Here is a 13,492-nt window from a genome sequence, read left to right as displayed (position 1 = left end):
GACGGCCGTCGCCGAGACGCAAGCGCCCCCGGAGACCCCCGTCGCCGTCGGCGACGAGACCCTGGGGCCGCCGCCCGAACCGCCGGTGCCGCTGCCGGGCATGCCGCAACCCGTGGCCAGCGCCGACGCGGCCGCCGGCGCGCCGCCGTTCGAATGGCCGCCGTCGACGCAGCTGAGCTACACGCTGACCGGCCACTATCGCGGGCCGGTGCAGGGCGAGGCCACGGTCGAGTGGCTGCGTGTGGGCTGGCAGTACCAGGTCATCGTCGAGGTGAAGATCGGCCCGTCGTTCGCGCCGCTGGTCACGCGCCGGCTGTCCAGCGATGGCGAGGTCACCGAGCACGGCCTGCGCCCGCGCCGCTACGACGAGCTGACGCGGGCCGCGTTCCGCGACGCGCGCCAGCTCACGGTGCATTTCGACGACCACGTGATCCGCCTGGCCAACGGCCGCGAGCTGCCGATGATCGACGGCGTGCAGGACAGCGCCAGCCAGTTCGTGCAGATGACCTGGCTGTTCATCACCCAGCCGGCGCTGCTGGAGCCCGGCCGCTCGGTGCAGCTGCCGCTGGCGCTGCCGCGCCGTGCCGACACCTGGACCTACGACGTCATCGGCCGCGAGACCGTGCACGCGCCGTTCGGCGATCTCGACACCGTGCACGTCAAGCCGCGCGGCAGCGCGCGGCCGGGCAAGGACCTGACGGCCGAGATGTGGGTCGCGCCGACGGTGCAGTACCTGCCGGTGCGCATCGTCATCCGCCAGGACGACGACACCTGGGTCGACCTGCTGATCCGCCAGCTGCCGCGCCAGGCCACGCCGAGCTGAACGCGCTTGCGGCATAGTCGGCGCCGAGCCCGCACGGGCGCTTCACCGACGACAGGAGACCGCCGCATGACGACCCCCGAGCCCCTGGTGCTGACCGAACTGCGAGGCGACGGCGAACGCCGCACCGCGCTCGTCACGCTGAACCGGCCCAAGCAGCTGAACGCGCTGAACGACGCGCTGATGGACCAGCTCGGCGACGCGCTGGCCGCCTTCGACGCCGACGACACGGTCGGCTGCATCGTCATCACCGGCAGCGAGAAGGCTTTCGCCGCCGGCGCCGACATCACCGCGATGGCCGGCTTCAGCTTCATGGACGCCTACAAGGGCGACTTCATCACGCGCAACTGGGAGCGCATCCTGCGCGTGAGGAAACCCGTCATCGCCGCGGTCTCGGGCTTCGCGCTCGGTGGCGGCTGCGAGCTGGCGATGATGTGCGACTTCATCATCGCCGCCGACACGGCGAAGTTCGGCCAGCCCGAGATCAAGCTCGGCATCATCCCCGGCGCCGGCGGCACGCAACGGATGCCGCGTGCGGTGGGCAAGGCCAAGGCGATGGACATGATCCTGACGGCCCGCATGATGGACGCCGCCGAGGCCGAGCGCGCCGGGCTGGTGTCGCGCGTCGTGCCGGCGGCAGCGCTGCTCGACGAGGCGCTGGCCGCCGCCGAGCTCATCAACGCCCAGAGCGGCCCGAGCGTGATGATGGCCAAGGAGTGCGTCAACCGCGCCTTCGAGTCCGGTCTGGCCGACGGCCTGGGCTACGAACGCAGGCTGTTCCACGCGCTGTTCGCCACCGAGGACCAGAAGGAAGGCATGGCGGCCTTCGTCGCCAAGCGCAAGCCGGTGTTCAGGCAGCGCTGAGGAAGTGTGGGGTCGAAGTGCGAGAAGTCCGGGGTCAGAAGTCCGGGGTCAGGTCCCGTGGGACCTGACCCCTTCCCCGGACGTGCGGGGTCAGGTCTCGTGAGACCTGACCCCCTTGCGGCCGCTCCTCGCGGCGCCGGAATGCAGGGGTCAGGTCCTGTGGGACCTGACCCCGTCCCATCCCCGTCCCCCGCGGCCCGCGTCACGGCGCCAGCCAGTGCCCGCCGTCGGCGTCGAACAGCGCGCGGCGCTGGCCTTCGGGGTGCAGTTCCAGCCAGTCGAGCGCGTCGACGCGCATCGTCATCATCGCGAAGTGGGCGCGGGTGCCGCGTTCGGGCACCGGCTTGACGATGCGGCTGCCGGGCGGCAGCGGCGACAGGTAGTCCTGCGCCGCGGGCGTCATCATCAGCTTGGCCCAGCGCGACCAGACGGCCAGGCCGGAGGTCTCCACCGTCACGTGCACGTGCGCCCGCAGCTGCCAGCCGCGGGACGCCGACCACAGCACCAGCACGCCTTCGGGATGGGTCTCGACGTGCGCGACCTTGGGGCTGCGGGCGTCGGTGTAGACGATCAGCGAATGCGCCGCCGGCTCGACCTCGCGCAGCACGACGCTGCGGGCGTCGGCGCGCTGGCCGTCGGTGGTGGCGAGCACGCCGACGTGCCAGTCATGGGCCGAATCGGTCGCGCGGCCCAGTTCGTGCCAGACGGCGTCCTCGATCGCGGCGAGGTCGTGCAGGCGTTCGTTCATTCTTTTTCGTCTCCCGCTGCCGACTCGCCGCTTTCCTCGCGTCAGGCCTCCCGGCGCAGCGCGGGGAACAGGATCACGTCGCGGATGCTGGGGCTGTCGGTCAGCAGCATGATGAGCCGGTCGATGCCGATGCCGCAACCACCGGCCGGGGGCATGCCGTACTCCAGCGCGCGGATGAAGTCGGCGTCGTAGTACATCGCCTCCTCGTCGCCGGCGTCCTTGTTCGCCACCTGGGCCTGGAAACGTGCCGCCTGGTCCTCTGCGTCGTTGAGCTCGGAGAAGCCGTTGGCGTACTCGCGCCCGGTGATGAAGAGCTCGAAACGTTCGGTGATCGACGGGTTGCTGTCCGACGCGCGCGCCAGCGGCGAGACCTCGACGGGGTAGTCGATGATGAAGGTCGGCTGCCAGAGCTTGTCTTCGACCGCGGCCTCGAACAGGCCGAACTGCAGCTCGGCCAGCGTCCAGTGCGCCGGCGGCTCCTCGCCCAGCGCCTTCAGCCTGGCGTGCAGCGCCGCGGCGTCGTCGGCCTCGCTCTCGCTGACGCCGGCGTGAACGACCAGCGAGTTGCGCACCGACAGCCGGGCGAACGGCTGGGCCAGGTCGACCTCGCGGCCGGCGTAGCTCAGCGTGGCGCTGCCGGTGGCGGCGCGCGCGGCGTGGCGCAGGACCTGTTCGGTGAAGTCCATCAGGTCGTGGTGCGTCCAGTACGCCGCGTAGAACTCCATCATCGTGAACTCGGGGTTGTGCCGGACACTGATCCCCTCGTTGCGGAAGTTGCGGTTGATCTCGAACACACGCTCGAAGCCGCCGACCAGCAGCCGCTTCAGGTAGAGCTCGGGCGCGATGCGCAGGAACATCTCCTGGTCCAGCGCGTTGTGGTGCGTGACGAAAGGCTTGGCGTTCGCGCCACCCGGGATCGGGTGCAGCATCGGCGTCTCGACCTCGAGGAAACCGTGCTCGACCATGTACTGGCGGATCGAGCTGACGGCCTTGCTGCGCGCGACGAAACGCGAGCGCGCGGCGTCGTCGGTCATCAGGTCGACGTAGCGCTGGCGGTACTTCTGCTCCTGATCGGTCATGCCGTGGAACTTGTCCGGCAGCGGGCGCAGGCTCTTGGTCAGCAGGCGCACGTTCGTCGCCTTGATCGACAGCTCGCCGGTCTTGGTGCGGAACAGCGTGCCTTCGCAGCCGAGGATGTCGCCCAGGTCCCAGCGCTTGAACGCGGCCAGCGTCTCAGGCCCGACGGCGTCCTGCGTGACGTAGAGCTGGATGCGGCCGGTGGCGTCCTGCAGCGTCGCGAAGCAGGCCTTGCCCATCACGCGCTTCAACATCATGCGGCCGGCGACCGAGACCGTGACGGCCTTCGGCTCGAGCTCCTCGTTGGGCACCTGGCCGTGCTGGTGGTGCAGGTCCGCGGCGTGGTGGCGCGGCTTGAAGTCGTTCGGGAAAGCGACGCCGGCGGCGCGGATGGCTTGCAGCTTCTCGCGGCGTTCGGCGATCAGTTGGTTGTCGTCGGTCATGGGGGGCCCGGTGATGTGCCGCAATTTTAGGCGCAGCCTAGAATGATCGGTTCGATGAAAGTCAGCCCCAGCCTGCCGATCGTGCAGCGCCCGATCCGGTTCGCCGTGGTCGGATGCGGCCGCATCTCGGCCAATCACATGGAGGCGCTGCGGCAGCACGCCGACCGCGCCCAACTCGTCGCCGTCTGCGACAACCGCCCCGAAGCCCTCGCCGCCGCGGTCGCCAAGACCGGTGCCGCCGGCTATGCCAGCCTCGACGAACTGCTCGAAGCCAGCGACTGCGACATCGTCACGCTGGCCACGCCCAGCGGCCTGCACCCGCGCCAGGCGATGAAGGCCGCGCGCGCCGGCCGCCACGTGCTCACCGAGAAGCCGATGGCGACGAAGTGGGACGAAGGCATGGAGATGGTGCGCGTCTGCCGCGACGCCGGCGTCAAGCTCTTCGTCGTCAAGCAGAACCGGCTCAACCCGACGATGCAGCTGCTCAAGCACGCGGTCGACGCCGGGCGCTTCGGCCGCATCCACTGCGTCGTCGTCAACGTCTTCTGGACGCGCCCGCAGAGCTACTACGACGACGCGCCCTGGCGCGGCCGCTGGGATCTGGACGGCGGCGCCTTCCTGAACCAGGCCAGCCACTACGTCGACATGGTCGACTGGCTGGTCGGCCCGGTCGACAACGTGCACGCCTACACCGCGACGCTCGCCCGCGACATCGAGGCCGAGGACACCGGCGTGATGTCGCTGCGGCTGCGCAAGGGCGGGCTGGCGTCGATCAACGTGACGATGCTGACCCACGGCAAGAACTTCGAGGGCAGCATCACGATCCTCGGCGAGCGCGGCACGGTGCGCATTGGCGGCGTCGCCGTCAACCAGATCCAGCACTGGGAGTTCGACACCCCGGCGCCCGAGGACGAGGCGGTGAAGAACGCCAGCTACGCCGCGCCCTCGGTCTACGGCCCCGGCCACCCGCTGTACTACGACAACGTCATTGGCACGTTGCGCGGCGAGAAGAGCGCCGAGGTCGACGGCTACGAAGGCCTGCGCTCGCTCGAAGTCATCATCGCCGCCTACCGCAGCGCGCGCGACGGCGTTCGCGTCGGCCTGCCGCTGGTGTTCTGATGCAAGCGCCGGCCGACTCTCGCGGTCAGGCCCCCTCTCCCGCGAGCGGGAGAGGGGGCGAGGCGGTGCACCCCAGCGCCATCGTCGACGACGGCGCGACGCTGGGCGAGGGCACCCGCGTCTGGCACTTCGCCCACGTCTGTGGCGGCGCGACGATAGGCGCCGGCTGCTCGCTGGGGCAGGGCGTCTACGTCGGCAACGACGTCGTCATCGGCGACAACGTCAAGATCCAGAACAACGTCTCGGTCTACGACGCCGTCACGCTCGAGGACGACGTCTTCTGCGGCCCGAGCATGGTCTTCACCAACGTCTTCAATCCGCGTTCGGCGGTGCCGCGCAAGCACGAGTACCGGCGCACGCTGGTGCGCCGCGGCGCGACGCTGGGCGCCAACTGCACCATCGTCTGCGGCACGACGATCGGCGAATACGCCTTCGTCGGCGCCGGCGCCGTGGTCAGCCGCGACGTGCCGCCGTACGCGCTGGTCGTCGGCGTGCCGGCGCGCCGCATCGGCTGGATGAGCCGCCACGGCGAACGCCTCGCGCTGCCGCCCCGCGGCCACGGCGAGGCCGAATGCCCGGCCACCGGCGAACGCTACCGCCTCGACGGCGACACCCTGATTCCATGCAGTTCACCGACCTGAAGTCGCAGTACGCGGCGCTGAAGGGCTCGATCGACGCGCGCATCCAGCGTGTGCTCGACCACGGCCAGTACATCATGGGCCCCGAGGTCGCCGAGCTCGAGACTGCGCTCGCTGGCTTCGCCGGCACGAAGCACTGCATCACGGTCGCCAGCGGCACCGAGGCGCTGCTGATCGCGCTGATGGCGCTGGACCTGCAGCCCGGCGACGAGGTGCTGACGACGCCGTTCAGCTTCGCCGCGACCGCCGAGACCATCGTGCTCGCCGGCGCACGCCCGGTCTTCGTCGACGTCGAGCCCGACACCGCCAACCTCGACGTCGCGCTGCTGGAGGCCGCGATCGGCCCGCGCACCAAGGCCATCGTGCCGGTCAGCCTCTACGGCCAGGTCGCCGACCTCGACGAGATCAACACCATCGCCGCGCGCCACGGCCTGGCGGTCATCGAGGACGCGGCGCAGAGCTTCGGCGCCGTCTACCGCGGCCGGCGCTCGTGCGCGCTGTCGACCTTCGGCGCCACCAGCTTCTTCCCGAGCAAGCCGCTGGGCTGCTACGGCGACGGCGGTGCGCTGTTCACCAGCGACGACCGCCTGGCGCAGGCGGCACGCGAGATCCGCGTGCACGGCCAGAGCGCGCGCTACCGCCACACCCGGCTGGGCGTCGGCGGCCGCATGGACACGCTGCAGTGCGCCGTCGTGCTCGCCAAGCTCGAACGTTTCGACTGGGAGCTGCAGCGCCGCGCGGCGATCGGCGCGCGTTACCGCGAGCTGCTGGCCGGCGTCGAGCAGGTCACGGTGCGGCCCGACCGCAACTCGGTCTACGCCCAGTACACGGTGATGGTCGACGGACGCGAGGCCGTGCAGGCCGCGCTGAAGGCCGCCGGCGTGCCGACCGCCGTGCACTACCCGGTGCCGCTGCACCACCAGCCGGCCTACGCCGCCTACGCCACGCCCGACGCCTGCCCGGTGGCCGCGCGCCTGGCGCAGCGTGTGCTGAGCCTGCCGATGAGCGCCGACCTGTCCGAGGCCGACCAGGACACCGTCGCCGCGGCGCTGCGCCGCGCGCTGGCCTGAGGGCGCGCCGGCCGCGATGAGCCGCGCCGTCGCCCGCGGCACCGCGATCAACCTCGCGGCCCGGCTGGCCGCCGTCGGCCTGGTGCTGGCGCTGACGACGGTGGCCGCACGCCTGGGCACCGAGCAGCAGGGCGTTTTCGCGCTGTTCACCAGCGTCGAAGGGCTGCTGCTGGCGCTGATGTCGGGCTTCGGCGTCGCGCTGGCGCGGCGTGTGTCGCACCACGGCGAATCTTCGCCGGCGCTGCTGGGCGCGGTGGTCCTGGCCTGCGTCGCCGCTGGCGCCGTGGCCGGGCTCGGGCTGTGGCTGTTTTCGCGTGTCGGCCCGCCGGCCTACGCCTCGCTGTGGATGCTGGCGCTGGCCGCGCCGCTGCTGCTTCTGGCGCCCAACGTCGCCGGGCTCTGGCTGGGGCAAGGGCGCATGGCGCCGATGGCGCTGGTCTCGGTGGCGCCACCGGCGCTGGCTCTGGCCGCGCTGGGCGCCGTCGCGCTGGCCCAGGCGCTGGCGCTGCCGGCGCTGCTGGCCTGCTGGGTGGCGGCCAAGGTGACGGTCGGCCTCGTGCTGCTGGTGCTGCTGGCGCGCGGCGGCCGGCTGGCCTCGCCCGACCTCGGCGCCTTGCGCGCCGAGCTGCCTTTCGTCGCGACGATCGCGCTGACGAACCTCGTCTCGCTGGCCAACTACCGCGTCGGCCTGTTCGTCGTCGAACGTGTGCTGGGGCTGTCGGCGACCGGCGTCTATTCGATCGCGGTGATGGTCGCCGAGCTGCTGTGGTTCGTCTCGGGCTCGCTGACGCAGGCCGTCTACGGCCGCATCGGCACGCCCGACCGCGAGCGCGCGGCCCAGACGACGCTGCGTGCGCTGCACCTCAGCTGGCTGGCGCTGCTGGCGGCGGCGCCGCTGCTCTGGGGGGCGGCGGCGCTGATCCTGCCGCGGGCGCTGGGGCCGGCCTATGCCGCGAGCCTGCTGCCGCTGGCGCTGCTGCTGCCCGGCGTGCTGGCCTTCGGCGGCGCGTCGGCGATGTCGGCCTTCTTCACCAACCACGCCGGCCAGCCGCAGGTGCCGGCGCGCATCGCCGCCGGCTCGCTCGCGGCGAACGCGGCGCTGTCCGTGCTGCTGGTGCCGCACTGGGGCGCGGCGGGGGCGGCGCTGGCGGCCTCGCTCGCCTACGGCGTGTCGGTGCTGCTGCTGGCGCGGCGTTTCGCCACCGCCGCAGGCTGGCCGCTGGCGACGGTGCTGCGCCCTGGCCGTCACTGGGCCGACGGCCTGCGGGCGCTAGCATCCCGCACCGGAGGTCCAGGGCGATGAAGGAGACGCTGCAGCGCTGGTGGCGCACGCTGTTCGGCCCGCGCATGTTCTACGGCTGGCGGCGCGGCGACGGCGTCTGGCTGGCCCACACGCGCATCAGCGGCGCGTCGCGGCTGGAGGCGCCCGAGCGGCTGCAGATCGAGGACCACGTCTACATCGGCCCGTTCAACTTCATCGACGCCTCGGGCGGGCTGACGATCGGCGAGGGCTGCCAGATCTCCACCCACTGCGTCGTGCTCAGCCATTCCAGCCACCAGGCCGTGCGCCTGGCCGGGCGCCGCTACTGGGGCGAAGCCGACCCGCCCGGCTACCGGCGTGCGCCGACGGTGATCGGCGCCTACAGCTTCATCGGCGCGCACAGCGTCGTCGCGCCGGGCAGCCGCATCGGCCGCGGCGTGCTGGTGCGCGCCTTCAGTTATGTCAGCGGCGAGGTGCCCGACTTCGCGATCGTCGCCGGCCAGCCGGCGCGCGTGATCGGCGACACGCGCGAAGCCGACGAAGCCTGGTTCGCGGCGCACCCCGACGCCCGGGCCGACTACGACGAGTGGGTGCGGCGCACCGGCGCGGGCGGCTCCTGAGGGCGCGCGGTCGTCCTGACGCGCGCCCGAGCGTTCAATCTTCGATGACATCTCCCATCCGTTACGCGCTGATCGGCGACGCCGAGAGCCCGCACCTGCTGAAGTGGGCGCGTGCGCTGGCGGCGCTGCCCGAGCTGGAGCTCTGGGTCGCGTCCAGCCGTGGTTTCCTCTCCGGTTTCGACACCATCGTGCCGCCCGCGCGGCGGCTGGCGCTGGCCACGCGGCCCGACGCCGGCGGCGGCAACATCGGCCTGCTGAAGCAACTGCCACGGCTGGCGCGCTGGCTGCACCGCGTGCACCCCGAGTGGCTGCACGCGCACTACCTCACCTCGCACGGCACGCTGGCCTGGCTGGCGCAGCGGCTGTACGGCGTGCGCGGCCGGCTCGTCGGCTCGGCCTGGGGCAGCGACATCCTCGTCGCGCCGCAGAAGAGCACGGCGCTGCGCGCGCTGACACGCCGCGTGCTGCGCGCCTGCGTGCTGACGACCAGCGACTCGCAGGCGATGGCCGAGAAGATGCGGGCGCTCGGCGCCTTCGACATCATGGTCTTCCCGTTCGGGCTGGAGACCATGCCGCCGGCGCCGCCGGCCAAGGACAGCACGCTGTTCTTCGCCAACCGCGGGCTGGAGCCGATCTACGCCCCCGAGCGTGTGCTGCAGGCCTTCGCCGCGCTGCCGGGTGACGAGCTGCGCCTGGTCGTCGCCAACGACGGCTCGCTGCGCGCCGAGCTGCAGGCGATGGCGGATGCACGCACCACCTTCGTCGGCCGGCTCGACGCCGACACCCAGGCCGGCTGGTATGCCCGCGCGCTCTGGTACCTGAGCCTGCCGACCAGCGACTCGGTCTCGGTCTCGGTGCTGGAGGCGATGGCCCACGGCTGCATCCCCATCGTCTCGGACCTGCCGGCCAACCGCGAGCTGGTGCGCGACGGCGACAACGGCATCGTGCTCGCCGCCGGCGAGCGCCTGACACCCGACCGCCTGGCGCCGCTGGCCGCCCGTGCCGAGGCCATCGCCGCCGCCAACCGCGCGTGGGTCGAACGCGAGGCCTTGTTCGCGCCGCGCGTGCGCGCCTTCGTCGACCGCCTGCTGGCGCTGGAGCCGCGATGAAGCTGCTGGTGCTGAACCACTACGTCGGCTCGCCGGCACTGGGCATGGAGTACCGGCCGTATTACCTGGCGCGCGAATGGGTGCGTGCCGGGCACGAAGTGCTGCTGCTCGGGGCCGACTTCTCGCACGTGCGCACCCACCAGCCGCCCGCCGGGGACCAGCGTGTCGATGGCATCGGCTACCGCTTCTACAAGACGCCGCCGTACCAGGGCAACGGCCTGGGGCGGGTGAAGAACATCGGGGCCTATCTGCGTGCCGTCTGGGCCGACACGCCGCGCCTGGTGCGCGAGTTCCGCCCCGACGTCGTCGTCGCGTCCAGCACCTACCCGATGGACATCTGGGTGGCGCAGCGGCTGGCGCGCCGTGCCGGCGCGAAGCTCGTCTACGAGGTGCACGACCTCTGGCCGCTGAGCCCGATCGAGCTGTCGGGCATGTCGCGCCGGCACCCGTTCATCATGCTGTGCCAGGCCGCCGAGGACCATGCCTACCGCCATGCCGACCACGTGATCTCGATGCTGCCCAAGGTGCACGGCTACATGGCTTCGCGCGGGCTGGACCTGACCCGGCTGCACGTCGTGCCCAACGGCATCACGCTCGACGAATGGGAGGCCGAGCCGCCGCCGCTGCGCGAGGACGTCGCCGCCGCGCTGGACGCCGCGGCCGCCGCCGGCACCGTGGTCGGCTATGCCGGCTCGATGGGGCTGCCGAACGCGCTGGACACGCTGCTCGACGCGGCGAAGCTCGTGCGGCACGAGCCGCTGCGTTTCGTGCTCGTCGGCAGCGGCCACGAGCAGGCGCGGCTGGCGCGGCGCGTGGCCGACGAAGGCCTGGCCAACGTGACGATGCTGCCGCCGATCCCGAAGGCCCAGGTGCCGGCCTTTCTGGCGCGCTGCGACATCGCCTACATCGGCTGGCAGCGCGTGCCGATCTACCGCTTTGGCATCGCGCCGAACAAGCTGATGGACTACATGATGGCGCGCCGCGCCGTGCTGCATTCGGTCGATGCCGGCAACGACCCGGTGGCCGAGGCCGGCTGCGGCCTGACCGTCGCGCCGCAGGACCCGGCGGCCGTCGCCGACGGCCTGCGCCGGCTGGCCGCGCTGCCGGCCGACGAACGCCGCGCGATGGGCGAACGCGGCCGCGCCTTCGTGCTCGCGCATCACACCTACCCGGTGCTGGCGCGGCGCTTTCTCGACGCGGTGGGGCCGGCCGCGGTGCGGTGAGCGGCGGAGGGGGCAGCGGCGGTGGGGTCAAGCGGCGGTGGGGTCAGGTCCTCACGGGACCTGACCCCAGCCTTCCAGGGACCTGACCCCAGCCTTCCCAGCCGCCCTTGCGACAATCCCGTCTTCGCTCCCCACGGAACCGCCGCGTGACCCAGCCTTTCCTCCCCTTTGCCCTGCCGGAAATCGGCGAGGACGAGATCGCCGAAGTCGTCGACACGCTGCGTTCCGGCTGGGTGACCACCGGCCCCAAGGCACGCTGCTTCGAGCAGGACTTCGCCGCTTTCCTGGGCGGCGAGCAGTACCACTGCATCGCCGTCAACTCGGCCACCGCCGGCCTGCACCTGGCGCTGGAAGCCGCCGGCGTCGGCCCCGGCGACGAGGTCGTCACGACGACCTGGACCTTCACCGCCACCGCCGAGGTCGTGCGCTACCTGGGCGCCGACGTGAAGCTCGTCGACCACGATCCGGCGACGCTGAACATCGACCCCGCCGCCATCGAGGCGGCGATCGGCCCGCGCACCAAGGCCATCCTGCCGGTGCACTACGGCGGCCTGGCGGCCGACATGCCGGCGATCCTGGACATCGCGCGCCGCCACGGCCTGAAGGTCGTCGAGGACGCGGCGCATGCGCTGCCCACCACCTGCGGCGGCGCGCTGGTCGGCACGCTGGCCAGCGACGCCACGGTGTTCAGCTTCTACGCCAACAAGACCATCACCACCGGCGAAGGCGGCATGCTGGTCACGCGCGACGCCGAACTGGCCAAACGCGCCCGGGTGATGCGCCTGCACGGCATGAGCCGCGACGCCTTCGACCGCTTCACCGCCAAGGTGCCGAGCTGGTACTACGAGATCGTCGCGCCCGGCTTCAAGTACAACCTGACCGACATCGCCGCGGCGCTGGGCATCCACCAGCTCAAGCGCGCCCACGCCTTCCAGCAGCGCCGCGCGGCGATCGCGGCGCGTTACGACGAACTGCTGGCCGGCCTGCCGCTGCTGCTGCCGCCCCAGCCTGCCGCCGGCGACCTGCACGCCTGGCACCTGTACCCGGTGCGGCTGACCGACGAGGCCGGCGTCACCCGCGATCGTTTCATCGAGCGCATGTTCGAGCAGGGCATCGGCTGCAGCGTGCACTACATCCCGCTGCACCTGCACCCGTACTGGCGCGAGCGCTACGGCCTGGACCCGGCGCAGTTCCCGCGCGCCCAGCACACCTACGAACGCATCGCCAGCCTGCCGATCTACACCCGCATGGACGACGCCGATGTCGAGCGTGTCGCGGCGGCGGTGCGCGTGGCGCTGGGGCGCTAGGATGGCGCCACGGAGGTGCCTGCGATGAACGTGCTCGCCAAGCCTGTCCTCGGTCTGGAAGCCTTTCTCGCCTGGGAGAACGAACAGCCCGAGCGCCACGAGTTCCACCGCGGCGAGGTGTTTGCGATGGTCGGGGCGCGGCGTGTGCATGCCGTCGTCGTCGACAACCTGCGAGCCGGGCTGCGGCAGCACGTCAAGGGCTCGGGCTGCCGCGTCTTCGGCGAGTCCGCCAAGCTCCAGATCGGCGACGACACCGTCCTGTATCCCGACGTCTTCGTCACCTGCGACCAGGCCGACCTGGCCACCGACATCGTCTTCCGCTCTCCGCTGCTCGTCGTCGAGGTGTTGTCGCCGTCGACCGTCGCCTACGACCGCGGGCTGAAGTTCGCGCTCTACCGCCGCATCCCGTCGCTGCGCGAGTACCTCGTCGTCGACCCGGACTCGCGCCGTGTCGAAGCCTTCCGCCGCGACGCCGCCGGCCAGTGGTTCATCCACGACATGAGCGAGTCCGACACGCTGGAAGTCGCCTGCCTGGACGGCCGCATCCCGATGAGCGAGCTCTTCGACGGCGTCGACGCGCCGCCTGCCGAGATCCGTTGAGCAAACGCCTGTTCGATCTCGTCGGCGCCGCCGTCGCGCTGCTGCTGCTGTCGCCGCTGCTGCTGGCTGCGGCGCTGGCCGTCAAGCTCGATTCGCCGGGGCCGGTGTTCTTCCGCCAGCAGCGTGTGGGCCGCGGCGGGGTGCCGTTTCGCATCCACAAGTTCCGCACGATGCGCGAGGGCGCGCCGGGGCTGCAGATCACCGTCGGCGACGACCCGCGCATCACGCGTGTCGGCCGCTGGCTGCGGCGCACGCGCATCGACGAGCTGCCGCAGTTCATCGACGTGCTGCAGGGCACGATGAGCCTCGTCGGCCCGCGCCCCGAGGTGCCGCGCTACGTGGCGTTCTACCCGCCCGAACTGCGCGAGCGTGTGCTGTCGGTGCGCCCGGGCATCACCGACCCGGTGTCGCTGGCCTACGCCGACGAGAGCGAGCGGCTGGCGCGCGCCGCCGACCCCGAGCGTGAATACGTCGAGGTGCTGCTGCCGCGCAAGCTGCAGGCCGCCGCCGCCTACGCCGAGCGTGCGACGCTGTGGACCGACCTGGGCGTGCTGCTGCGCAGCGTCGGCGTGCTGCTGGGGCGCTCATAAAAT

At 71.9% G+C, this 13,492-nt stretch carries 14 protein-coding genes; 12 read left to right on the top strand and 2 right to left on the bottom strand.

Annotated features, from left to right (window positions below; all coding sequences use genetic code 11):
* Both RBXJA2T_RS06635 and RBXJA2T_RS06630 read left to right on the top strand, forming a co-directional pair.
* The coding region (locus RBXJA2T_RS06635; protein ID WP_009856569.1) for a DUF3108 domain-containing protein at nucleotides 1-823 on the top strand (823 nt) is incomplete at its 5' end.
* Nucleotides 824-889: 66 nt separating this feature from the next.
* Complete coding sequence (locus RBXJA2T_RS06630) at nucleotides 890-1,684, top strand: enoyl-CoA hydratase (RefSeq protein WP_009856568.1); 795 nt, start codon at nucleotides 890-892, stop codon at nucleotides 1,682-1,684.
* Between the two features lie 202 nt (nucleotides 1,685-1,886).
* On the opposite strand, the gene RBXJA2T_RS06625 is transcribed toward RBXJA2T_RS06630, so the two are convergent.
* Together RBXJA2T_RS06625 and lysS are read right to left on the bottom strand one after the other, a co-directional pair.
* Nucleotides 1,887-2,432 carry a PNPOx family protein gene (locus RBXJA2T_RS06625; protein WP_009856567.1) on the bottom strand — a complete coding sequence of 182 codons (546 nt, stop codon included), beginning with the start codon at nucleotides 2,430-2,432 and terminating at the stop codon, nucleotides 1,887-1,889.
* A 41-nt stretch (nucleotides 2,433-2,473) separates the two neighbouring features.
* Nucleotides 2,474-3,952 carry a lysine--tRNA ligase gene (lysS, locus tag RBXJA2T_RS06620; RefSeq protein ID WP_009856566.1) on the bottom strand — a complete coding sequence of 493 codons (1,479 nt, stop codon included), beginning with the start codon at nucleotides 3,950-3,952 and terminating at the stop codon, nucleotides 2,474-2,476.
* Between the two features lie 54 nt (nucleotides 3,953-4,006).
* On the opposite strand from lysS, the gene RBXJA2T_RS06615 reads away from it, so the two are divergent.
* The 10 genes from RBXJA2T_RS06615 to RBXJA2T_RS06570 all read left to right on the top strand — a co-directional run bounded on the left by RBXJA2T_RS06615 (nucleotide 4,007) and on the right by RBXJA2T_RS06570 (nucleotide 13,489).
* On the top strand, nucleotides 4,007-5,071 hold the full coding sequence (locus tag RBXJA2T_RS06615) for a Gfo/Idh/MocA family protein (protein ID WP_029718525.1): 1,065 nt from the start codon (nucleotides 4,007-4,009) through the stop codon (nucleotides 5,069-5,071).
* A gap of 65 nt (nucleotides 5,072-5,136) precedes the next feature.
* A complete protein-coding gene (locus RBXJA2T_RS06610) occupies nucleotides 5,137-5,712 on the top strand; it encodes an acyltransferase (RefSeq protein ID WP_009856564.1) in 576 nt (191 codons plus the stop codon).
* Complete coding sequence (locus tag RBXJA2T_RS06605; RefSeq protein ID WP_009856563.1) at nucleotides 5,694-6,779, top strand: DegT/DnrJ/EryC1/StrS family aminotransferase; 1,086 nt, start codon at nucleotides 5,694-5,696, stop codon at nucleotides 6,777-6,779. Before RBXJA2T_RS06610 ends, RBXJA2T_RS06605 begins: the two co-directional genes overlap by 19 nt.
* Nucleotides 6,780-6,795: 16 nt before the next feature.
* Nucleotides 6,796-8,082, top strand: coding sequence for an MATE family efflux transporter (locus tag RBXJA2T_RS06600; RefSeq protein WP_009856562.1), 1,287 nt, complete (start codon nucleotides 6,796-6,798; stop codon nucleotides 8,080-8,082).
* A complete protein-coding gene (locus tag RBXJA2T_RS06595) occupies nucleotides 8,079-8,660 on the top strand; it encodes an acyltransferase (protein ID WP_009856561.1) in 582 nt (193 codons plus the stop codon). Before RBXJA2T_RS06600 ends, RBXJA2T_RS06595 begins: the two co-directional genes overlap by 4 nt.
* Before the next feature lie 44 nt (nucleotides 8,661-8,704).
* Nucleotides 8,705-9,769 (top strand): glycosyltransferase, encoded by a 1,065-nt coding sequence (locus RBXJA2T_RS06590; RefSeq protein WP_009856560.1) that lies wholly within the window; start codon nucleotides 8,705-8,707, stop codon nucleotides 9,767-9,769.
* On the top strand, nucleotides 9,766-10,992 hold the full coding sequence (locus tag RBXJA2T_RS06585; protein ID WP_009856559.1) for a glycosyltransferase family 4 protein: 1,227 nt from the start codon (nucleotides 9,766-9,768) through the stop codon (nucleotides 10,990-10,992). Before RBXJA2T_RS06590 ends, RBXJA2T_RS06585 begins: the two co-directional genes overlap by 4 nt.
* 146 nt (nucleotides 10,993-11,138) lie before the next feature.
* Complete coding sequence (locus RBXJA2T_RS06580; RefSeq protein WP_009856558.1) at nucleotides 11,139-12,299, top strand: DegT/DnrJ/EryC1/StrS family aminotransferase; 1,161 nt, start codon at nucleotides 11,139-11,141, stop codon at nucleotides 12,297-12,299.
* A gap of 24 nt (nucleotides 12,300-12,323) precedes the next feature.
* Entirely contained in the window at nucleotides 12,324-12,899 is a 576-nt protein-coding gene (locus RBXJA2T_RS06575) for a Uma2 family endonuclease (RefSeq protein WP_009856557.1), read from the top strand.
* Nucleotides 12,896-13,489 carry a sugar transferase gene (locus RBXJA2T_RS06570; protein ID WP_009856556.1) on the top strand — a complete coding sequence of 198 codons (594 nt, stop codon included), beginning with the start codon at nucleotides 12,896-12,898 and terminating at the stop codon, nucleotides 13,487-13,489. The genes RBXJA2T_RS06575 and RBXJA2T_RS06570 overlap by 4 nt, the downstream gene beginning before the upstream one ends.
* Nucleotides 13,490-13,492: the final 3 nt, after the last annotated feature.

It is taken from the genome of Rubrivivax benzoatilyticus JA2 = ATCC BAA-35 (genome assembly GCF_000190375.1).
Lineage (GTDB): Bacteria > Pseudomonadota > Gammaproteobacteria > Burkholderiales > Burkholderiaceae_C > Rubrivivax > Rubrivivax benzoatilyticus.
This window is presented reverse-complemented; position numbering and strand designations above follow the sequence as displayed.